The 19,870-nt window shown below is 71.7% G+C and carries 20 protein-coding genes; 10 read left to right on the forward strand and 10 right to left on the reverse strand.

The annotated features are described in order from the left end of the window. Nucleotides 1–35 precede the first annotated feature (35 nt). From BUB97_RS05395 to BUB97_RS05425, 6 genes are all read left to right on the forward strand, one after another. A complete protein-coding gene (locus BUB97_RS05395; protein ID WP_073132388.1) occupies nt 36–611 on the forward strand; it encodes a cytochrome b in 576 nt (191 codons plus the stop codon). A gap of 354 nt (nt 612–965) precedes the next feature. Next, a complete protein-coding gene (locus BUB97_RS05405) occupies nt 966–2,180 on the forward strand; it encodes an NADP-dependent isocitrate dehydrogenase (protein ID WP_073132393.1) in 1,215 nt (404 codons plus the stop codon). 89 nt (nt 2,181–2,269) lie between these two features. Further along, entirely contained in the window at nt 2,270–2,950 is a 681-nt protein-coding gene (locus BUB97_RS05410) for a DUF599 domain-containing protein (RefSeq protein ID WP_073132395.1), read from the forward strand. An 83-nt stretch (nt 2,951–3,033) separates the two neighbouring features. Further along, nucleotides 3,034–3,957: a cation diffusion facilitator family transporter gene (locus tag BUB97_RS05415; RefSeq protein WP_073132397.1), complete on the forward strand. Its 924-nt coding sequence runs from the start codon at nt 3,034–3,036 to the stop codon at nt 3,955–3,957. Nucleotides 3,958–4,102: 145 nt separating this feature from the next. Then, the gene (locus tag BUB97_RS05420; RefSeq protein WP_073132400.1) at nt 4,103–5,401 is read left to right on the forward strand and encodes an MFS transporter; all 1,299 of its coding nucleotides are present in this window, start codon (nt 4,103–4,105) and stop codon (nt 5,399–5,401) included. Between the two features lie 84 nt (nt 5,402–5,485). Continuing rightward, nucleotides 5,486–5,869 (forward strand): hypothetical protein, encoded by a 384-nt coding sequence (locus BUB97_RS05425; RefSeq protein WP_073132401.1) that lies wholly within the window; start codon nt 5,486–5,488, stop codon nt 5,867–5,869. Nucleotides 5,870–5,876: 7 nt separating this feature from the next. Here BUB97_RS05425 and BUB97_RS05430 read toward each other — a convergent pair whose 3' ends face one another. From BUB97_RS05430 to BUB97_RS05440, 3 genes are read right to left on the reverse strand one after another with little or no spacing between them, the layout of a single operon-like run. Continuing rightward, nucleotides 5,877–6,362, reverse strand: coding sequence for a hypothetical protein (locus tag BUB97_RS05430; protein WP_073132403.1), 486 nt, complete (start codon nt 6,360–6,362; stop codon nt 5,877–5,879). A gap of 12 nt (nt 6,363–6,374) precedes the next feature. Then, the gene (locus BUB97_RS05435; RefSeq protein ID WP_073132405.1) at nt 6,375–8,000 is read right to left on the reverse strand and encodes a peptide chain release factor 3; all 1,626 of its coding nucleotides are present in this window, start codon (nt 7,998–8,000) and stop codon (nt 6,375–6,377) included. A gap of 56 nt (nt 8,001–8,056) precedes the next feature. Beyond that, nucleotides 8,057–9,226 (reverse strand): multidrug effflux MFS transporter, encoded by a 1,170-nt coding sequence (locus tag BUB97_RS05440; protein ID WP_073132408.1) that lies wholly within the window; start codon nt 9,224–9,226, stop codon nt 8,057–8,059. 160 nt (nt 9,227–9,386) lie between these two features. On the opposite strand from BUB97_RS05440, the gene BUB97_RS05445 reads away from it, so the two are divergent. Then, on the forward strand, nt 9,387–9,833 hold the full coding sequence (locus tag BUB97_RS05445) for a hypothetical protein (RefSeq protein ID WP_073132411.1): 447 nt from the start codon (nt 9,387–9,389) through the stop codon (nt 9,831–9,833). Nucleotides 9,834–9,885: 52 nt separating this feature from the next. Here the strand turns inward: BUB97_RS05445 and BUB97_RS05450 are convergent, their stop codons facing one another. From BUB97_RS05450 to BUB97_RS05460, 3 genes are read right to left on the reverse strand one after another with little or no spacing between them, the layout of a single operon-like run. Beyond that, complete coding sequence (locus BUB97_RS05450) at nt 9,886–10,479, reverse strand: YcbK family protein (protein WP_073132413.1); 594 nt, start codon at nt 10,477–10,479, stop codon at nt 9,886–9,888. Further along, nucleotides 10,476–12,023 carry a L,D-transpeptidase family protein gene (locus BUB97_RS05455; RefSeq protein ID WP_073132415.1) on the reverse strand — a complete coding sequence of 516 codons (1,548 nt, stop codon included), beginning with the start codon at nt 12,021–12,023 and terminating at the stop codon, nt 10,476–10,478. The genes BUB97_RS05450 and BUB97_RS05455 overlap by 4 nt, the downstream gene beginning before the upstream one ends. Nucleotides 12,024–12,077: 54 nt before the next feature. Then, nucleotides 12,078–12,317 (reverse strand): hypothetical protein, encoded by a 240-nt coding sequence (locus tag BUB97_RS05460; protein WP_073132418.1) that lies wholly within the window; start codon nt 12,315–12,317, stop codon nt 12,078–12,080. A 217-nt stretch (nt 12,318–12,534) separates the two neighbouring features. Between BUB97_RS05460 and BUB97_RS27190 the strand changes: the two genes are divergently transcribed. Both BUB97_RS27190 and BUB97_RS05470 read left to right on the forward strand, forming a co-directional pair. After that, a complete protein-coding gene (locus BUB97_RS27190) occupies nt 12,535–13,893 on the forward strand; it encodes a hypothetical protein (protein WP_073132420.1) in 1,359 nt (452 codons plus the stop codon). Between the two features lie 70 nt (nt 13,894–13,963). Beyond that, nucleotides 13,964–14,683, forward strand: a complete 720-nt coding sequence (locus tag BUB97_RS05470; RefSeq protein WP_073132422.1) for a DUF1028 domain-containing protein — start codon at nt 13,964–13,966, stop codon at nt 14,681–14,683. Between the two features lie 24 nt (nt 14,684–14,707). Here the strand turns inward: BUB97_RS05470 and BUB97_RS05475 are convergent, their stop codons facing one another. The 4 genes from BUB97_RS05475 to minC form a co-directional block, all read right to left on the reverse strand. Next, nucleotides 14,708–17,074 (reverse strand): putative bifunctional diguanylate cyclase/phosphodiesterase, encoded by a 2,367-nt coding sequence (locus BUB97_RS05475; RefSeq protein ID WP_139281299.1) that lies wholly within the window; start codon nt 17,072–17,074, stop codon nt 14,708–14,710. Nucleotides 17,075–17,155: 81 nt separating this feature from the next. Further along, a complete protein-coding gene (minE, locus tag BUB97_RS05480; protein WP_073132426.1) occupies nt 17,156–17,437 on the reverse strand; it encodes a cell division topological specificity factor MinE in 282 nt (93 codons plus the stop codon). Beyond that, on the reverse strand, nt 17,434–18,252 hold the full coding sequence (gene minD, locus BUB97_RS05485; protein ID WP_073132428.1) for a septum site-determining protein MinD: 819 nt from the start codon (nt 18,250–18,252) through the stop codon (nt 17,434–17,436). Before minD ends, minE begins: the two co-directional genes overlap by 4 nt. A gap of 137 nt (nt 18,253–18,389) precedes the next feature. Continuing rightward, complete coding sequence (gene minC / locus BUB97_RS05490) at nt 18,390–19,133, reverse strand: septum site-determining protein MinC (RefSeq protein ID WP_073132430.1); 744 nt, start codon at nt 19,131–19,133, stop codon at nt 18,390–18,392. Between the two features lie 145 nt (nt 19,134–19,278). Between minC and BUB97_RS05495 the strand changes: the two genes are divergently transcribed. Continuing rightward, nucleotides 19,279–19,719, forward strand: a complete 441-nt coding sequence (locus BUB97_RS05495; RefSeq protein ID WP_073132432.1) for an acyl-CoA thioesterase — start codon at nt 19,279–19,281, stop codon at nt 19,717–19,719. Nucleotides 19,720–19,870 lie beyond the last annotated feature (151 nt).

Below are 19,870 nucleotides of genomic sequence, written 5' to 3' on the forward strand. Positions count from 1 at the left end.
AAACCACCCGCCTCAACGCAGCAGGAAGGCAGCGCGTGCGGCGGGACCAACTCCTCGACAGCCCGGCCCGGTACGGCCTGGTCAGCCGGGTGCTTCACTGGGGCATGGCGGCGCTCTTTGCCTGGCAGTTCGCCGGCATGGGGCTCCGGCTTCTGCTCGGCCGCCATCCCGTCTCGGCTTTCTTCGTCGGCACGCATGCGGGCGTGGGGACGCTCCTCTTCGTGCTGGTGCTGCTTCGCGGCGCCTGGGGCCTGCTGAACGCGCGCCGCCGCCCCAGCCATCGCGCGGGCTGGCTGGGCTGGGCGGCGCGGCTCGGCCACATGCTGATCTATGCGCTGATGCTGGTGGTCCCCGGCCTCGCCCTGCTGCGGCAATGGGGCTCCGGCCGGGCCTTCGCGCCTTTCGGCCTCCCTCTGTGGGGTGCCCGGGAGAGCACGGCGCCGGCGCTGGTGCAGGCCGGCAACGCGGCGCATGGGGAACTGGCCTGGCTTCTCCTGGCCGTTGTGGCCGGGCATGTGGCGATGGTCATCCTCCACCGCCGCCTCCTGCGGCATGACGTGCTGCCCCGCATGGCCGGCCCGCTGCGCCCTGCGGAAGCGCCCCCCGCCTAGAACCCGCCGGGGCTCCCGCCCTTCGCCGCCCCCCGCCGGGTCTCTTTGGCCTCGGGCACGGCGGCCCGCGGCCCCGGCAACTCCCGCTCCGCCGCGCAGGAACACACCACCTGCCCATCCGCCAGGCGGTTCGGCACGGTCGGCTCCCCGCACTGCGGGCATTCTCGGATGGGTTCCATGCTGCCTCCCGGTCCAGCCCTTCCATCTGGAGTGCCGGATCCGGCTGAAAAGCCCGCCACCGCCTTGAACCGGCGGGGCCCGGATGCGAATGTCCGGCCCGCCGCCGGGGGGGCACCCCCGGCCCAGTGTTCGCCCGGCGGGAACCGCCCGCCCCCTTAGGTAACGAGGATCGGAATGGCCAAGATCAAGGTGAAGACCCCAGTCGTCGAGATGGACGGGGATGAGATGACCCGGATCATCTGGGGCTTCATCAAGGAGAAGCTGATCCTCCCGTATCTCGACATCGACTTGAAGTACTACGACCTCGGCATCGAGTACCGCGACCAGACCGACGACCAGGTGACGGTGGATGCCGCCAACGCCACCAAGCAGTACGGCGTGGGCGTGAAGTGCGCCACCATCACCCCGGACGAGGCGCGGGTGAAGGAGTTCGGCCTGAAGAAGATGTGGAAGTCCCCCAACGGGACCATCCGCAACATCCTCGACGGCACCATCTTCCGCGAGCCCATCATCTGCCAGAACGTGCCCCGCCTGGTGCCGCACTGGTCCAAGCCCATCGTCGTCGGCCGCCACGCTTATGGCGACATCTACCGCTCGGTCGAGATGAAGGTGCCGGGCGCCGGCACGGTGAAGATGACCTACATCCCCGAGGGCGGGGAGCCGCAGGAGATCGGCGAGTTCGCCATGCCCGCCACCGGCGGCGTCGCGATGATGATCCACAACCTCAACAAGTCGATCGAGGGCTTCGCCCGCGCCTCCTTCAACTACGGCCTGGCCCGCAACTTCTCCGTCTACTTCAGCCACAAGAACACCATCCTCAAGGCCTATGACGGCCAGTTCAAGGACATCTTCCGCAAGATCTACGACGAGGAGTTCAAGGCCGAGTACGAGAAGCGCGGCCTGACCTATGAGGACCGTCTGATCGACGACATGGTCGCCTCCGCCCTGAAGTGGGAAGGCGGCTATATCTGGGCCTGCAAGAACTACGATGGCGACGTGCAGTCCGACATCGTGGCCCAGGGCTTCGGCTCCCTCGGCCTGATGACCTCCGTGCTGCTCTCCCCGGACGGCAACACGGTGGAGTCCGAGGCCGCCCACGGCACAGTGACGCGCCACTACCGCGAGCACCAGAAGGGCCGCGAGACCAGCACGAACCCGATCGCCTCCATCTTCGCCTGGACGCGCGGCCTCGCCTATCGCGGCAAGTTCGACAACACGCCCGATGTGGTGGACTTCGCCAACCAGCTCGAGAAGGTCTGCATCGAGACGGTCGAAAGCGGGCACATGACCAAGGACCTCGCCATCCTCATCGGCAAGGACCAGCCCTGGCTCAACACCCAGGCCTTCCTGAACAAGCTGGACGAGAACCTGCAGAAGGCCCGCGCCTGACGCGACGCGCCGGCCCTCTGGCCGGCGGCTTGCTAGTCTCAGGGGCGGGTGCCGAAAGGCCCCGCCCCTCTCCTTTTCCGGCGGTTCCCATGCCCGGCTTCCTCACCCCGCTCGACCTCGCCGCCCTCGCCGTCTTCCTCCTGTGCTGGGTCGGCTACGCCACGGTGGTGGACCGCGTGCCGGCTATCCACCGGCGCAGCGTCATCCACGCGATGAACGAGCACCGCCGCCGCTGGCTCCGCAACGCCATCCCCAAGGAGAACCGCATCGCCGATGTGGGCATCGTGGGGAACCTCATGTCCTCCACCTCCTTCCTGGCGAACACCTGCATCTTCATCATCGGCGGCGGTATGGCGCTCCTCGCCGCCCCGGATGTCGGCCGCCGCGTGCTGAACGCCATGCCCTTCGCCGAGACGCCGATGACGGATGGAGGCTGGGAGGCCCGCGTCCTCCTCCTGCTCGTCATCTTCGTCCGCGCCTTCTTCGAGCTCACCTGGGCGCTCCGCCAGTTCAACTACGGCTCCATCCTCATCGGCGGGCTGGGCCGGACCGAGGCCGCCCTCCCCGCCGCCGACATCGCGGCCGAGGTGGTCAACCGCGCCGCGCGGCACTTCAACACCGGCCTGCGCGCCTACTATTTCGGCCTCGCCGTGCTGGGCTGGATGGTCCACCCCGTCGTCTTCATGCTCGCCTCGCTCTGGGTCGTCTCCGAGCTGCACCGGCGGGAATTCCGCTCCGCCGTCCAGGCCGCCCTCGCCGCCGGCGGGTGAAGCCGCGAATCCCGCTCGCGCCGGACGAGCCGTCCGGGCATTCTCCCGTGGTGAACGTCCCCGCATCGCATCGATCCACCTCCATGGATTCCGCCACCCAGCCCGACGCGGCCGCCCTCCGGCGCGAGCGCTCGATCCTCATTGCCTGCCTGCTCGACTGCGCGGTCATCATCCCCTACGTGGCCTTCGGCCTCGCCGCCAATTCCCTCACCATGGTGGCCGAGGCGATGCGCGGCGGCGCGATGGTCACGCTGGAGCTCGTGCTCCTCGTGGTCCTCCGCCGCATCCACCGCGGCCGGATGACCGAATACGACTACGGCGTCGGCAAGCTCGAGCAATTCGCCAACCTCGCCATTGGCGTCGTCATGGGCGCCTGCGGGCTCTGGCTGCTCTTCTCCGCGGTCACGCGCTGGTGGCACCCGCCCGAACAGGCCGGGCTGGGCCTCCTCCTCGGCACGGCGCTGGCCTTCGCGAACCTGGCCCTCAACGCCCTGGCGCTCCGCGCGCTCTGGCTGGCCGGGCGCGACGGCACCTCCGCCATCATGACCGTCCAGATCCGTAGCCGCGTGGTGAAGCTGCTCTCCTCCGTCCTCGTCGCCATCGCCATCGGCGTGAACGCGGGGGCGGAGCTGCTAGGCAACGCGCCGGGCTGGCTGGGCCCGCTGGCCGAGGCGCTGGGCACCGGCTTCGTCGGCATCGTCATGGTCCAGCTCTCCATCAGCCTCTGGCGGGAAGCCGTGCCGCACCTGCTGGACCGCAGCCTGGACGAGGCGCGCCAGGCCTCCATCAACCGCGCCCTGGCCACCCACTTCACCGGCTACGACGCCATGCTCGGCGTAAAGTCCCGCATCGCGGGGAACCTGGCCATCATCGACATCGCCCTGGGCTTCGAGCCCGGCCGCCGCATCGGCGAGATCCAGGCCGTGACGGACGCCGTCTCGGCCGAGCTGCAGGCCCTCAGCCCCGGAGCCCTGGTCACCGTCACCCCCGTCGCCCTCCCCCGCTGAACGGCACCCGCGCGCCACAGGGAGCGGAATTCTCCGCCGCGGCGACCACCGCCGGTTGCGGAACCATCCCGGCGACGCAACGCTGGCGCGTCCGGCGGCAACAGAGTCTGCCGCGCGTCACCGCTGGCCAGGAAGAAGCCCCCGCATGAAGCGCCATGTCCGACTCATCGCCGCCGGCGCCGTGGGGAACGCGATCGAGTTCTACGACTTCCTCATCTTCGGCTACCTCTCCCTGCAGATCGGCGAGGCCTTCTTCCCGGCGGGCGACGGGGTGGCCGCCATCCTCGCCTCCCTCGCCGCCTTCGCGGTCGGGATGCTGATGCGCCCCCTCGGCGGCCTCGCCTTCGGCCTGCTGGCCGACCGCGGCACCCGGCTCCGGGCGCTCGTCACCTCCGCGGCCATGATCGCGGTGCCCACCTTCGTCATCGGGCTGCTGCCGGGCTACGAGACCATCGGCGTCCTCGCCCCCATCCTCCTGGTGCTGCTCCGCGTCATCCAGGGCCTCTCGCTGGGCGGCGAGTTCCCGGCCTCGCTCGTCTACCTCGTCGAAAGCGCGCCGGAGGGCCGCCGCGCCCTTTTCGGCAGCTTCGCCACGGCGGGGGCCACGGGCGGCATGCTCCTGGGCACCGCCACCTGCTACGTCACGGCCAGCCTGCTCGGGCCGGAAGCCATGCTGGATTGGGGCTGGCGCATTCCCTTCCTGCTCAGCGCCGTGCTCACCATCGCCGCCGTGCTGCTGCGCCGGGCCCTGCTGCGGGACGACCACACCCCGCCTCATGTTACCCAGCCCGTCGCCACCGTGCTGCGGCAGAACATCCCCGGGCTGGCCGGCGTGTTCTTCGCCAACATCCTCACCGGTACCACCAGCTTCGTTGTCTTCATGTTCATCGTGCCCTGGCTCATGCAGGCCGCCGGCATGGCCTATGACGACGCGCTGGCCGTGAACCTCCAGACCCTCATCCTGCTGTTCTTCGCCATGCCCCTGGCCGGGCTGCTCGCGGACGGCATCGGCCATCGCCGCACCGCCCTGCTGGGCGTGGCGGGGCTGCTGCTCGGCGCGCGCCCCCTGCTGGCCATGATGCGGAGCGGAGACCCGATGCTGGACACGCTGGGCGAGGCCGGGCTCGCCTGCGCCTTCGCCCTGCTCGTCGCCCCCATGGGGCCGCTGATGACAGGCGCCTTCCCCGCCCATGCGCGCGTGACCGGCATCGCCCTGGCCCATGGAAGCGCCGTCGGCATCTTCGGCGGTCTGGCCCCGGTGGTGGTGCAGTACCTCATGCGCGAGGCGCATGACGTGATGGCACCCGCCCACGTCGTGATCGGGGCCAGCCTCATCTCCGGCGCCAGCCTTCTCCTCGCCCGCTCCTGGCAGGCCAGCGCGCGTGCGGAAGCGGCCCACTCGCCAGCCCAGGCGCCCCGGGCCACCGGGCCGGCATCCTCCTGATCCGCCCGGGTTCGCGTCGCGGCCCGCCGCCCCGCCACCGGGCACGGGCCAACGGCGTTAACCCGGCGGAAACGGGAGGACGCAATGACACGGCTCGTGGCTGGCTGGCTTCTGCCGCAGGAGGAGCGCGCGCCGCTCCTCGCCCTCATCCCGCCCCGCTATGCCCGGGTCGTGGCCCACCACGTCACGCTCAAGCCCGGCGCGCGGAAGGAGGCCCCCCTGCCGCGCGAAACCTCCGGCCGCGTGGTCGGCCTGGCGGATGACGGAAAGGGCGTGCAGGCCCTGGTCGTGGAGATCGGCGGCACCACGCGCCGCCCGGACGGCTCCACCTGGCACATCACCTGGTCCCTCGGGCCGGGCCGGAAGCCGGTGGAGAGCAACGACGTGATCCGGCAACACCGCTGGACGCCGCTGGAAGCCCCGCGCGACATCCGCCTCGAACCCGCCATCTTCGACAGCACGCAATAGGGGCGGATCAGCCGCCCGTCGGGCCCTCGCCGGAGAAGCCGAGCTTGCGGAGCGCGGCGATCGACCGCTCCGCCGAGACATGGTGGACGAAGATGCCACCCTTCGCCTCCCAGCCCTCGCGGGCGGAGGCGCGGTCGTCCACCAGCACATGGCCCGGCCCGGACCAGCGCGGCTTCTCCCGGCTCATGCAGGTGATCACCGGCACATGCGCGCCCAGCATCCGAGCCACCCACTGCTTCTTCTGCGCCGGCGCCCAGCTCCCCAGCGGAAGCCCCGTCAGGATGGTCGGCCGGTGCGGCTCGCAGAAGCGCCACAGCGCCTCCGCGTCATGCATGAAGTCCAGCGTGTCGAAGAAGGCGGGCGCCTTGGCCAGCGCCGCCCACATCCGCTTCAGCGGCAGCTCCTCCGGCCGGCGGCCGGTCACGACCTTCACCCCCCAGTCGAAATCCGCGAGCACGCCGTCGAGGTCGAGGAACAGCGTGTGACCGCTCATGCCGCCCCCCGGCTAGGCCGCGGCATGCTGCTCCCGCAGCTTGAGGAATTTGAGCATCGGCCACTCCTCCTCCGCCCGGTTCCGCCGCCAGTCGCTGGTGAAGAAGGCGACCAGCGCCCCGTCATGATCCTCGGCCGTGTCATGCGGGGCAGACTGCCGGAACTTCTCCATCGCCGCCTTATCGTCTGATACGACCCAGCGCATCATCCCCCAGGGCGTCGCCTCGTAGCGGCTGGGCACGGAGTATTCGGCCTTCAGCCGCTCGGCCAGCACGTCCAGCTGCAGCGCGCCCACCACGCCCACCACGGGTGGCGTGCCGTCCAGCGGGCGGAAAAGCTGCACCACCCCTTCCTCGGCCAGCTGCTCCAGCGCGGTGCGGAGCTTCTTGCCCACCATCGCGTCCTCGATCATCACCCGGCGCAGGATCTCGGGGGCGAAGCTCGGCACGCCCCGGAAGTTGATCTGCTCGCCCTCCGTCAGCGTATCGCCGATGCGGAGAATGCCGTGATTGGCGATGCCCACCACGTCGCCCGGCCAGGCCTCCTGCGCCACCTGCCGGTCCTGGGCGAAGAAGAAGAGCGGCGCGTTCACCGGCACCTGCTTGCCCGTGCGGGTCTGGCGCAGCCGCATCCCCTTCTCCAGCCGGCCGGAGCAGATGCGGAGGAAGGCCACCCGGTCCCGGTGGTTCGGGTCCATATTCGCCTGGATCTTGAAAACGAAGCCCGTCAGCGCCGCCTCGTCCGGCTGCACACGCCGCGTATCCGCCGGCCGCGCGCCGGGGTGGGGGGCAAAGCGCGCCAGCCCCTCCAGCAGGTGCCCGATCCCGAAATCCCGCAGCGCCGAGCCGAAATAAACCGGCGTCATCGTGCCCTGGCGGAAGGCCTCCAGGTCGAAGGCCGGGAAGGCGCTGGCCAGCTCCGCCCCCTCGCGCAGCGCCTCCGCCTCGGCCGCCGGCACCAGCTCGTCGATCTTCGGATCGTCCAGCCCCGAGAGCTTCACCGGCTCCGACCCCTCGGCCAGCAGGTGCAGCGCCGGCTCCAGCATGTCGTAGGTGCCGAGGAAGCCGCGCCCCGAGCCCACCGGCCAAGCGGCCGGCGTCACGTCCAGCGCCAGGGTCTTCTCGATCTCGTCCAGCAGCTCGAAGACGTCCCGGCTTTCCCGGTCCATCTTGTTGATGAAGGTGATGATCGGGATGTCGCGCAGCCGGCACACCTCGAACAGCTTGCGCGTCTGCGCCTCGATGCCCTTGGCCGCGTCGATCACCATCACGGCGGCATCCACCGCCGTCAGCGTCCGGTAGGTGTCCTCCGAGAAGTCCTCGTGGCCTGGCGTGTCGAGCAGGTTGAACACCACCCCGTCCCGCTCGAAGGTCATGACGGAGGTCGCGACCGAGATGCCGCGGTCCTGCTCGATCTTCATCCAGTCCGAGCGCGTCCGCCGCCGGTCGCCCTTGGCGCGCACCTGCCCGGCCAGCTGGATCGCGCCGCCGCGGAGCAGCAGCTTCTCCGTCAGCGTCGTCTTGCCGGCGTCGGGGTGGGCGATAATGGCGAAGGCCCGGCGGCGGGCCGCTTCCCGCGCAACCGCCGTGGCACCCGCGGCGGTAGCCGGCAGGGCCTCGATAGGGGTGGTCTGATCCATGGTCGCTATCTGGCGTTCTTGCGCTCCCGGTGCAACACGCAGCTGCGGCGGGGCCGCTACCCGTAGCGCCGCCGCAGCCCGTTCAGCGCCAAGGTCAGCACCCCCCCGAACAGGATCACCCCCGCCACCGGCCGGGGCGTGCCATCCGCCAGCGCCCCCACCGCCATGCTGCCCACCGCCGCCACGGCGAATTGCAGCGTCCCCAGCATCGCCGAGGCCGTGCCGGCCCGCTGCCCATGCCGCGCCAGGGCACCCACGGCGGAATTGGGCATGATGAGGCTGCTCGCCGTCAGCATGATCAGCACCGGCGGGAAGAAGCCCCACATGCCGCCCCAGCCCGTGAAGGCTAGCAGCGTCAGCACGCCCGCATTCGCCAGCAGCACCAGCGATGCGATCGTCAGCACCCGCCCCGGGCCGAAGCGGGCCGAGAGCAGCGGGTTCAGCTGCGCCCCCCCGATGAAGCCCGCGGCGCTGCCGCCGAAGATGATGGCGAACTGCCCCGGCGTGATCCCGAAATGCTCGATGTAGATAGCCGGAGCGCCGCTGATATAGGCGAAGATGCAGAACATGACCGCCGCACCCATGAGCGCGTGCGTGAGGAAGACCGGCTCGGCCAGCACCCGCCCAAAATTCCGCAGCAGCGCGGCCGGCCCCAGCCGGAGCCGCTTCTCCGGCGGCAGCGTGTCCGGCAGCAGCCACCAGACCAACAGCCCGGACAGGGCGCCATAACCCGCCATCACCCAGAAGATCGAGCGCCAGCCCGCCACCCCGAGCAACCCGCCGCCCAGCGAGGGCGCGAGGATCGGCGCGGCGCCCATGACGAGGATGAGGCGGGACATGATCCGCGCCGCCTCCAGCCCCGTCACCTTGTCCCGCACGATGGCGCGGGGAATCACCGAACTCGCCGAGGCGCCGAAGGCCTCCACGAAGCGGAAGGCCGCCAGCCAGCCCATGTCCGGCGCCAGGGCGCAGCCGATCGTGGCCGCGGTGTAGAGCACGGTTCCCACCATTAGCGGCCCGCGCCGGCCGAAGCGGTCCGACAGCGTCCCCTGCATGATCTGCCCCACGGCCAGCCCGAGGAACCAGGTGGCCAGGGTCAGCTGGGCGCTGCCCGGCCCGCTCCCGAACTCCGCCTCCATCTGCGGGAAGGCAGGCAGGTACATGTCGGTCGAGATCGGATTGATGGCCGTGAGAAAGCCGAGAAGCAGGGGAAGCCAGACCGGCATGGGATCCTTCATCGCAGCGCGGCACCCTTGCTGCGCCGCGAAAGCCGGCCTGGGAAGCCCCTTTCGGCGCAGACCGCCCCCGCGCACCGGCTGGAATTCACTTGCGAACGATTATCATTCCAGGCAACCTGACCCGACCAACACCGCCGGAGATTCCCCCATGGCCACTCGCGGCCTTCCGAACTGGCCCTGGAACGGCGCCGCCCCGGACGAGCTTCCCCCCGCCGAAGCCGTGCTGCTCGACGCCATCCGATCCTGGGTGGAGGCCACGCGAAATGGCGGCGCCCCGCTCGTCGCCCTGCGCCTGCCGCTCGTGACCGAAGGCCTCGGCGAGGCCGCCGGCGCGCTGGATGCCGTGCTGCGGGCCCTGGCCTGCCCGGGCTCAATGGGATGCCGGCTCTGCCCCCGAATCACCCCGGCGGAGGGCACGCTCCTGCTCGGCCTCGGCCTGGCCCAGCGCGCCACGCGGCGCGAGGCGCTGGCCGCCTTCCTCCAGCTCGCCCCGCCCGCAGCCGCCTATGCCGCCATGGGCCCGGCCCTGGCGCTTGGGCTGATGATGCGGCGCTCGGGCCTGCTGCTGGCCAACCCTCTCCGGGCGACCTCATGAGCTGCTGAAGGCCCGGCGGGACGGCGGCCTCAGCCGCCCTCCCGGGGCACCGTCACCAGCGGCGGGACTGCCCGCAGTCGAGATGGACGAAGCCGTCCCGGCGATACAGCCCCACACCGCCAAGCCCCATGGACGCCGCCAGCCGCGCCATCTCATAGGAGTTCCGGCTGGGCAGCCGCATGTCGCCCGCCATGCCGGACATATGCAGCGACACGGTCGAAACGCGCCCGGAACGCCTCGCATTCGCGGCATTGGTCTCGGGCGAGCGGTAGCCGCTGATCACCTCGAAGGCCTCGGTCGCCTCCATGCGCGCCGCCACGGCGTTCATCACGTCGAAAAGGCGCGGGTCCATCGGCGTCACCTCCTCGCGCGAGAGGTCACGGAACACCCAGTCCAGCCTGCGCAGGGCTTCGGTGACATAGCGGCCATCGGCGAAATACACGCCGGAGAAGGCGTCGCTCGTATAGGCGCGCTTTACGTTCAGCCGCCGCGCGCCCCGCGCCACCTGCGCCTCGGCCGGCGCCACCGCGCTGCAGGCCAGCAGGCCGATCCCGGCCCCGATCAGGGAACGCCGCCCGAGCCGCGCATCCGCGCAGCAGGGGCATTCCGGCTCATGCGGCCGGTTGCCGGAGAGGACGCGGATCATCGGGCAGCCCCCCCGGACGAGGCCATGCGCACCCCGCCGCGATCCATCTCGCGCACATAGGCGGCGTCCAGCCCATAGATGTCCGGGCGCAGCCTCACCCGCCCGCCCTCGACCACGGCCGTGGTGTAGTGGAGCCGCACGGGAAGCGAGCGCCGCAGCCCCACCGATTGCGTCTGGCGGCTGTCATAGGCGCGCTGGATGCGCCCCGCGTCCCAGCCCATCCCCTCGAAGGCGATGTTCAGCAGTTCGTTCGGCTGCGCCAGGCGGATGCAGCCGGACGAGAAGGCCCGGTCCGGCCGGCCGAACAGGCTCCGGTCCGGGGTGTCGTGCAGGTAGATGTCGTCGGAATTGGGCATGATGAACTTGATCCGTCCGAGCGCGTTGCCGTCGCCGGCGTCCTGTCGGATGAGATAGGGAAAGCGGTCCTGCCGGATGCTGGACCAGTCCACGGAGGCGGGATTGACCTCCACCCGCTCCCCTCCCACGACGCTGTAGAGACGGAAGCCTTTGGCGGCCATCCCCGCCGGGTCGCGGCGGAAGCGGGGCAGCAGGTCCTCGCGCGCGTTGCGCTCGGGCACGCCCCAGGTCGGGTTGAACTGAATGGTGGTCAGGCGCGCCCGCATGGTCGGCGTCGCCCGGGCGGGCTTGCCGACGATGACGTTCATCTTCAGCAGGACCCGCTCGCCCTCCTGCACCACCAGCACGTAATCGGGGATGTTCACCTCGATCCGCCGCTCATCGCCGGGGCGCATCGGGTTGCGGCGCATGTCGAGCGCGGCGCGGATCTGCCCGAGCCGGGCCGAGGCCGGGCGGTTCAGGAAGCCCTGGCTGATCGGGCCGACCTTGCCATCCACCTCCAGCCCGCTCGCCGCCTGCCAGCGGCGCACCGCCGCCTCCAGCGCCGCGTCATAGGTCGCGCCGCCGTCGCGGGCCGCCGCCAGCACCGGGTCCTCTGCTTTCAGCCGCGCCCGCAGCGCGGGGATGCGCGCCGCATCCTCCATGCCCGGCTCCAGCGTCCCGCCGGGCGGGATGGGCTGCCAGCCGCCGGCCGCCACCACCCCGCCTGCCTTCGCCAGCTCCGCCCGCAGCGCGGGCGCGCCCTCCGGGAGGTTGGCCGCCCGGTCGATCAGCCCCGCCGGCTCCGCCGCCCCGACGAGCTCACCCTGCCAGCGCGGGAAATCGGCGCCTGCCGGATCGCGCAGGATGTCCCCACGGCCCGTGGGCTGGCGCAGCCGCCCGAGCACCAGGTCACCCAGCGCCGCATTCGCCGCATGATAGACGGCCGCGTGGAAGGTGGCTGGCTCGGAGCTGCCCAGGCTGTCCGGCGGGATGGCGTAGGCGGCCACGTCCAGCCCGTCCTGCCCCAGCCTGCGCAGCCGCGCGGCCAGGCGGAACACGGAATCCCAGCTCTGCGGCCCCGGCCCCGCCGGGATGACCGGGGCGGGCGGGGGTTCCGGGAGCGCCTCCGGCGCGAAGGGCTGCCCATGGCCGATCGAGGGCAGCAGGGCCACCATGAGACCGGAAAGCGCGTCGCGTCGTCGCATGGGCGAAGCCATAGCCTCCGCGGCGCCGCACTGCAAAGACGAAAGCAGGCCGTTTCAGCCGGAGATCAGCCAGCCGATCAGCATCACGATCAAGGCTCCGATCACCACCGCCTTCAGCAGGGCCCACCACTCCCCGCGGCCCCCCTCTCCTTCCTCGGCATGCGCGATCTGGCGCGGCGCAGCATAGCGCAGCTCGGCCAGGTTCGAGGGCACCGTGCTGCCGGCGTGGGCGACCGGGTCGCGCGGGTTCGGACCATCTGTCGGGTCACTGGTAGAGGCTGCGTTCCGGGCCATGGCGAATCCTCATGGGATGAGACGGTCGGCAACGTTGATGTAGCGCCTCAGCCCGGATACGCAACGAAAGACAGTGGCCCGCCGCGCGCTTCCGTACCGCGCCGGAACGCAGCGCGCCGGCGCCGGGCCGTCACCCGTCCATCACACCTGCGACGGATGCGCGTATCGCCGCCCGCGCCCGCTTGATCGCGCCGCGCAACGCCGCAACCCTGAACCCATGCCCCACACGACTCCTGGCGATGACATCGCCACAGACCCGGCCTTCGCCGGCGCCGCCCGGTTCCTCGAAGGCCGCATCCCCCCCGGTCTCCGGGTCGTGGCGCCCGATAGCTTCGCCCCCGTGCTCGGGAACCTCGCCGCACCCGATCCCGGCGCGGTGCCGGACTGGGCCGTGGTCCCCACAGGCCGGCCGGGTGCCCTGCCCCCCGCCTTGCTGCGCCGCCTTCTCGCGGAGACGACGGCGGTCTACGCCAATGACGGCTACATCGTCTTCGCCCGCCGCCCGACCTTTGGGCTGGCCGACATGCGGAATTCCGCACCCGTTCGCGGACTGGCCGACAGCCTCCAGACCGAGAGCGCGCGCGCCGGGGTACCCGAGGCCGAACCAGCCGCCGCCCCCCGCCCGCCATCGGGCCCGACCTTCCTCGAAGCCAGCGTGCCCAAGGCCGACAAGCCGCCCGAATCGGCAATGACACCAGTCACGCCGCCCCACGCCCCGGAGATCCCGCGCTCCACCCTCCCGCCCGAGGCGCTGGCCCTGCGGGTCCCCCCGCGCCCCGAGCCGGCGGCTGCCGCGCCCCACCCCCCGGCCCCGCCTGCCCCCGCCCCGGCAGCAGCGCCCCAGCCGGCGGCCGCCGCGCCGCGCCCGACCCCGGTGCCGCTGCCCGCCGCCGCGCCGCCCAAACTCGTGCCGTCCACCGCCCCGCGCCTGGCGCCCCTACAAGCCCCCCTGCAGGCCCCCCTGCAGGCCCCCCTGCAGGCCCCGGCACCCCAGCCGCCGGAGATCCGCCCGCCCGCCGCGCCGCGGACCGGAGAATGGGGCGCCCTACCGGCCCGGCTCCTCGGGCTGCTCGGCCATGGCGCCGGCCAGCGTATCGCGACCTTCGGTCCGGCCGCATCGGACCTCGCCGCCGCATCCTTTGCCGCTTCCGCCATGCTGTCCGATGGCGCCGATCCCCTGCCCGAGGCCAGCCAGGATCTGGCGCTCATCCTCCCTGATGCCGCCTCCCTGCCAGGGGAGCTGGCGCAGGCGGCACGCGCCCTCCGCCCCGGCGGGCTCGCCCTTGTCGTGGCGGAGAACGCGGAATCGCTGGGCCGCCGCCTCGCCGCGGCGCTGGGGCGGCAGGCCACGGCGCCGGGCCTCACCGCGGCCTCGATCCGTGGCGCCGCCCAGGCCGCGGGCCTCCTGCCGCAGCGGCTGGAGGGCCATTCCCTCGACCCCTGGCGCGCCAGCGCGGACAGCCCGCCCTCGGGCCTGGGCGAGGCCGACCCGGCCGCCGCCCTGCTGGAGGAAGCCGGCGAGGCCGCCGGGCCCCGCCACGCGGCCTGGCTGCTGTTCCTCATGCGCAAGGGCTGAACCGGGCGGCTGGCGGCCCCGCCGGGCCCGTGTAATCTCGCCATATCAGCGGAGAGAACGCGGCGGCCCCATGACCTGGTCCATCGTCGTCCACGACCCGGCGAGCGGCGCCTTCGCCGTGGCCGTCACGACCTGCAGCTTCGCGGTCGGCGCCTCCTGCCCGCATCTGCGCGCGGGGGTGGGCGCCGTCTCGACCCAGTCCTTCACCAACCGTTATCTCGGCCCCGCCGTGCTCGACGGAATGGCGCGCGGCCTCTCCCCCGCCATGGCCATCGAGGGCGCGCTGGCCGGGGATGAGGGGCGCCACCTCCGCCAAGTCCATGCCGTGGACCGCTTCGGCCGCAGCGCCGCCTTCACCGGCCGGAACTGCGTGGAATGGGCGGGCGAGCGGACAGCGCAGAACCTCTCCGTCGCCGGGAACATGCTGTCCGGCCCCGAAGTGCTGCACGACACCTTCGCGGCCTTCACCGTGAAGGGCGACAGCCCCCTGCCGGAGCGCCTGGTCGCCGCGCTCGAGGCCGGCGAGGCCGCGGGCGGCGACCGGCGCGGCCGCCAGTCCGCCGCCCTCCGCCTAGTGACGACGGAGGACTTCCCCGATCTCGACATCCGGGTGGACGACCATCCCGAGCCGCTGAAGGAGCTGGCCCGCCTCCTCGCCATCTGGCGGCGCGACCGGGCGCCCTATCTCGACCGGCAGCCCCGGAAGGCGAACCCCTCGGGCGAGATCGACATGGAGGCGACCGAAGCGGCCTGGAAGGCGGCCGGGCTGGACCTTCGCTTCGGGCGCTAGCCGCTCCGCAAGGACCGCCGGCGATCAGGCCGCCCGGCTGTCCTGCCGGTTGACCCGGGCATGGAACTCCGCGGCGGACATGGGCCGGCCGAAGAGGTAGCCCTGCGCCTCGTCGCAACCCTCCGCCCGCAGCAGGGAGAGCTGCCCCTCATCCTCCACCCCCTCGGCATTGGTGGTGACATCCAGCGCGCTGCCGAGCGCGATGACCGCCCGCAGCAGCGCCACCGCCCTCGCATCCCGCGCGAGATGGCGGATGAAGGACCGGTCCACCTTGATCTTGTCGAAGCGAAAGCGCTGCAAGGTGGCCAGGGATGAATAGCCCGTCCCGAAATCATCCATCGCCAGCCGCACGCCGAGCGAGCGCAGCCGCGAGAGGATGCCGAGCGTCTCGGCGCTGTTGGCCAGCATCGCGGCCTCGGTGATCTCCAGCTCCAGCCGCTGCGGCGGCAGGCCGGAACGCGCCAGCGCCTGTTCCACCGTCGCCACGAAGCTCGCCTGCCGCACCTGCAGGGGGGAGACGTTCACCGCCAGATGCAGGTCCCCCCAACCCCGCGCCACATGGCAGGCCTGCTCCAGCACCCAGGCGCCGATCGGCACGATCAGGCCGGTCTGCTCCGCAAGCGGGATGAAGGTCTCGGGGCTGATCAGGCCGCGCGTGGGGTGGTGCCAGCGCAGCAGCGCCTCCGCTCCGGTGATCCGCCGCGTGGCAGTGGAGACCTGCGGCTGGAAGAGGATGGTCAGCTCCTGCCGGGCCATGGCGTTGCGCAGATCGGCCACCAGCGCCCGGCGGGTGCGAAGCCGCTCGTCCATCGCGGGCTCGAACACGCGCAGGCAGGAGCCACCCTCCGCCTTCGCCTGATAGAGCGCCAGGTCGGCATCCTGCAGCAGCGCCTCCGGCCGGCCGTCGAAGCGGCCCGGCGGCATGATCGCGGCGCCGATGGAGACGCCGACGGACCGGTGGTCGGAGGCGATCGGCACCGGCTCCTCCATCACCGCCAGCAGCCGCCCCGCGAAGGCGGCCAGCTGCTCCGGCGCGTCCAGCCCCGGGGCGACGAGGACGAACTCGTCCCCGCCGATCCGGGCCAGCGTGTCGGTCGCCCTGAGGCAGCCGCGCAGCCGCCCGGCCACCACCCGCAGCACCTCGTCCCCGGCCGCATGGCCGAGCGTGTCGTTCACCTCCTTGAAGTGGTCGAGGTCGAGGGCGAGCACGACCAGCCCCGTGCCGTCGCGCTGCGCGGCGGCGAAGGCCAGCTCCAGCCGGTCCCCCAGCAGGGCGCGGTTCGGCAGCCCGGTCAGCCCGTCGAAATTCGCCAGCCACCGCAGGCGCTCGGAAAGGCGGCTCCGCTCCGCCGCCGCGTCGCGGAAGAGGATGCAGGCATCGGTCAGCTCGATCACCTCGCGCGGCGCGCCCGGCGGCGCCGGGGGGATGGGCACGGCCAGGTCGCCCCGCCCCAGGCGGCGCAAGGCCTCGCTCAGTGCCGCCAGCATGCCGCCCAGCCGCCGCGCGGCCCCGGCCGCGAAGGTCATGCTGAGCGCCAGCACCAGCACGGCGCCGGACAGGATCATGGCCAGGGTCTCGTCCATCGCCATGACCCCGGCGCTCGCCGGCAGGAGCAGGAGGATGGCCGGCCGCGTCCCCGAGAAGCCGCCGGGCAGGGAGCCGGGCAGTGGCATGCTCCGGGCCAGCCAGTTCCGCCCCTCGATCCGCAGGGTGCCGCTCCCTGAATGGTCCTCGGCCAGCGCATCCAGCAGCCAGGCCGGCGCCCAGCGGGTCACCGGGCCGGCCGGCAGAGGAATGGTGCTGACCCGCGCCTCCCCATCGACGACGAGGAAAAGGGCGCCCTGCTCCGCCGCCGCCAGCCCCTCGGCCAGGTCATAGCCCAGGGCGGCCGAGATCCGGGCCTCGGCCACCACCCCGCTTGGCAGAACAACGTTGAACAGGCTGCTGACGGAGGGGAGGCCGGCCGCGCCGCAAGCGGCGCCCGCCACGCCGCAGCCCTCCTCGATGCGCCCGCCCCGGTCCGGGTGCCCAGGGCTCTGGACCCGCAGTTCCAGCCCGCCGATCAAGGGCTCCCCGACCTGCAACTCGGAGAGCAGATGGCGCAGGAGCGCACCGTCGAGCGGCCGGTCCGCCGCCAACGTCTCGGCAAGCTGCTGGTCGCGGGAAAGCAGGCGGCCCAGGCCCTCAAGCCGGCCTCGCAGCTCCGCGATCCGCATCTCGACCCGGAGGCTGGCGGCACGAAGCGCGTCCTCGTCCCGGTCGCGCTGCTGGTCCCCCGCCAGCCACCCCACGCCGAGCACGGTCACCACGAGGCAGAGCAGGGAGGGCGCGGCCGAGAGGAAGAACAACCGCGACCGCAAACCCTGCCAGGGAAGGAGACGCCCCGCCATCCGCCTGATTCCCGCATAATTCCATGCGGATCATGGCGCGGGGCGCCTTGCCCGATCGTTAAACGCCGGGAAAGCGTGCCCTCAGGAGGCGCGCCGCACCGGCTCCGGGCCCGGGATCTCGACCGCGATCGCGAGGGTGGACAGGTCCCCGCCCCGCTCCAGCGACACATTCACCCGGCCGGGATCGATCGAGACATGCCGGGCCACCAGCTCGATGATCTCCTTCTGAAGCTTGGGCAGGAAATCCTCGCCCTTGCGGGAGATGCGCTCATGCGCGAGCACGATCTGCAGCCGCTCCTTGGCCTGGGAAGCGGTCTGCGGGGCCTCCGCCTGCTTGCCGCGGAAGAGCTTCAGCCAGCTCATGCGGCCCTCCCACCGAACAGCCGGGAGAGGAAGCCCTTCTTCTCCGCATCCACGAAGCGCATGGGGCGGTCCTCGCCGAGGAAACGGGCCACCGCATCCCGATAGGCCTGCCCGGCGGGCGAGGGCTCGTCGAGGATCACCGGATTGCCGGTGTTGGAGGCCTTGAGCACGCTCTCGCTCTCCGGCACGACGCCCAGCAGCGGAATCCGCAGGATCTCCTGGATGTCCTCGAGCTTCAGCATCTCGCCGCGCTCGACCCGGTTCGGGTCGTAGCGGGTGACGAGGAGGTGCTCCTTCACCGGGTCCTTCTTCTCCTCGGCCCGGCGGGACTTGGACTGGAGCACGCCCAGGATGCGGTCGCTGTCCCGCACCGAGGAAACCTCGGGGTTCGTGACCACGATCGCCTGGTCGGCGAAGTAGAGCGCCAGCAGCGCGCCCTTCTCGATGCCTGCGGGGCTGTCGCAGAGGATGTAGTCGAAGTCCTTCGACAGCTCCTCGATGATGGTGGCCACGCCCTCCTTGGTCAGCGCGTCCTTGTCCCGCGTCTGGCTGGCCGGAAGGATGGACAGCGTCTCCACCCGCTTGTCGCGGATGAGGGCCTGGTTGAGCTTCGCCTCGCCCGTGATGACGTTGACGATATCGAACACCACGCGACGCTCGACGCCCATGATGAGGTCAAGGTTCCGCAGGCCGACATCGAAGTCGATCACCACGGTCTTCTTCCCGGATTGGGCCAACCCGGTCGCGAAGGCGGCGGAGGATGTGGTCTTGCCCACGCCCCCCTTGCCCGATGTCACCACAATCACTTGCGCCATGCGCCGCTCTCCAACCCCCTCATCCCGCAGCCCGCCCCTGCTCGGCCGCCCCTGTTCGGCCGGCGGGGCGAAACATTGCACTCCATCGCATGCCCGGCGCCGGCCCTGCAAAGGGGATTCCGGCCTGCCGGGCAGGCTCAGCCCAGCTTGTCGAACCGCATGCTCTCCCCGATGAGGCAGACCTGCACGGCCCGCCCCAGCGGCGCGTCCCCCAACCCGTCCCGCACCGCGTAATAGCCGGCGATCGAGACCAGCTCCGGCTCGAAGTTCAGGGCGAAGATGCGGGCGGACAGGTTCTCCGACCCGCCCGCGATCGCCCGGCCCCGCAGGGCCCCGTAAACATGCACATTCCCGTCCGCGATCACCTCCGCGCCCGGATTCACGGTCCCGCGCACGATCAGGTCGCAGCCCTGCGCCCAGATACGCTGCCCGGCGCGCACGGCCTGGTCCACCACCATGGTCGGCTGCCAGCCCGAAGGGGGTGGCGGTTCGGGGACCGGCTCGGGCATGGGGGCAGGCGCCGGGGCCGGCGCGGCCGCCAGCGGCTGCTCCCCGGCCGCCCGCAGCGGAGGCAGGCCGGCGGCCTGCGCTGCTGCCCGCAGCTCGGGCCCGCCGCCCGTGGTCCCGATCGGGGCGATCTGGACACCCCGGAGCTGGGCGATGAGATGGTTGAAATCGGGCGCCGCCGCCGGGTCCAGGTCGTCCAGCCCCAGCACGATCGGTGCATTCCGCAGGAAGCCCGGCGCCCGCCGGAACTGATCGGCCAGCGCAGGAACGACCACCTCCACCCGCGGGTCGAGCAGGCGCAGCACCAGGAGGTTGAAATTCGCCCCGCGCAGCCGGAACGGCTCCAATCGGGCTTCGGACGCGGGAGAGGACATACCGGGCTGCGTGATCCTGAGGGCGGGGGTCTCGCCCTCACATTACAGGGAAGTGTCCGGCAGGCGAAGCCTTGCGCCACGTTGCCGACACGCGGACCCTGCGGCGCGGCCCCAGGGCCACATCGCAACCCACAGGCGAGGTCCCATGAGCGGCAAGACGCGCCCGACCCGGGCGGATTACCGGCACTTCCTCGAAATCCCCACCCGCTGGGGCGACAACGACGCCTATGCCCACCTCAACAACGTCGTCTATTATTCCTTCTTCGACACAGTCGTGTCCCGCTTCCTGCTGGAATCCGGCGCCATCGACCTCAAAACCTCGCCCGTGATCGGCGTGGTGGTCGAAACGGGCTGCCGCTACCTCGCCCCCATCGCCTTCCCGGACCTCGTGACCGCTGGCCTCCGCGTCGCCCGCATCGGCAACACCTCAATCCGCTACGAAATCGGCATCTTCCGCAACGCCGAAGACCAGGCGAGCGCCGAAGGCCACTTCATCCACGTCTATGTGGACCGGGAGACCCAAACCCGCCCTACCCCCCTTCCCCAGGCCCTGCGGGACGCCGTGGCGCCGCTGGTTGTCGGGTAGGGAAGAGGAGGGCTCCGCCCTCCACCCGCCAAGCGCCTGAGGCTCTTGGAACCCCGTTCGACTGCCGTGGATACCCCGGATCGAGGGGGTCTCCCGTTGAGGGTGCCTCTTCCTGCCTCTTCAGTCGCCTGAGGTCCTAGACCTCAGGCGC

The sequence above is a fragment of the Muricoccus roseus genome (assembly GCF_900141905.1).
GTDB classification, from domain to species: Bacteria; Pseudomonadota; Alphaproteobacteria; order Acetobacterales; family Acetobacteraceae; genus Roseomonas; species Roseomonas rosea.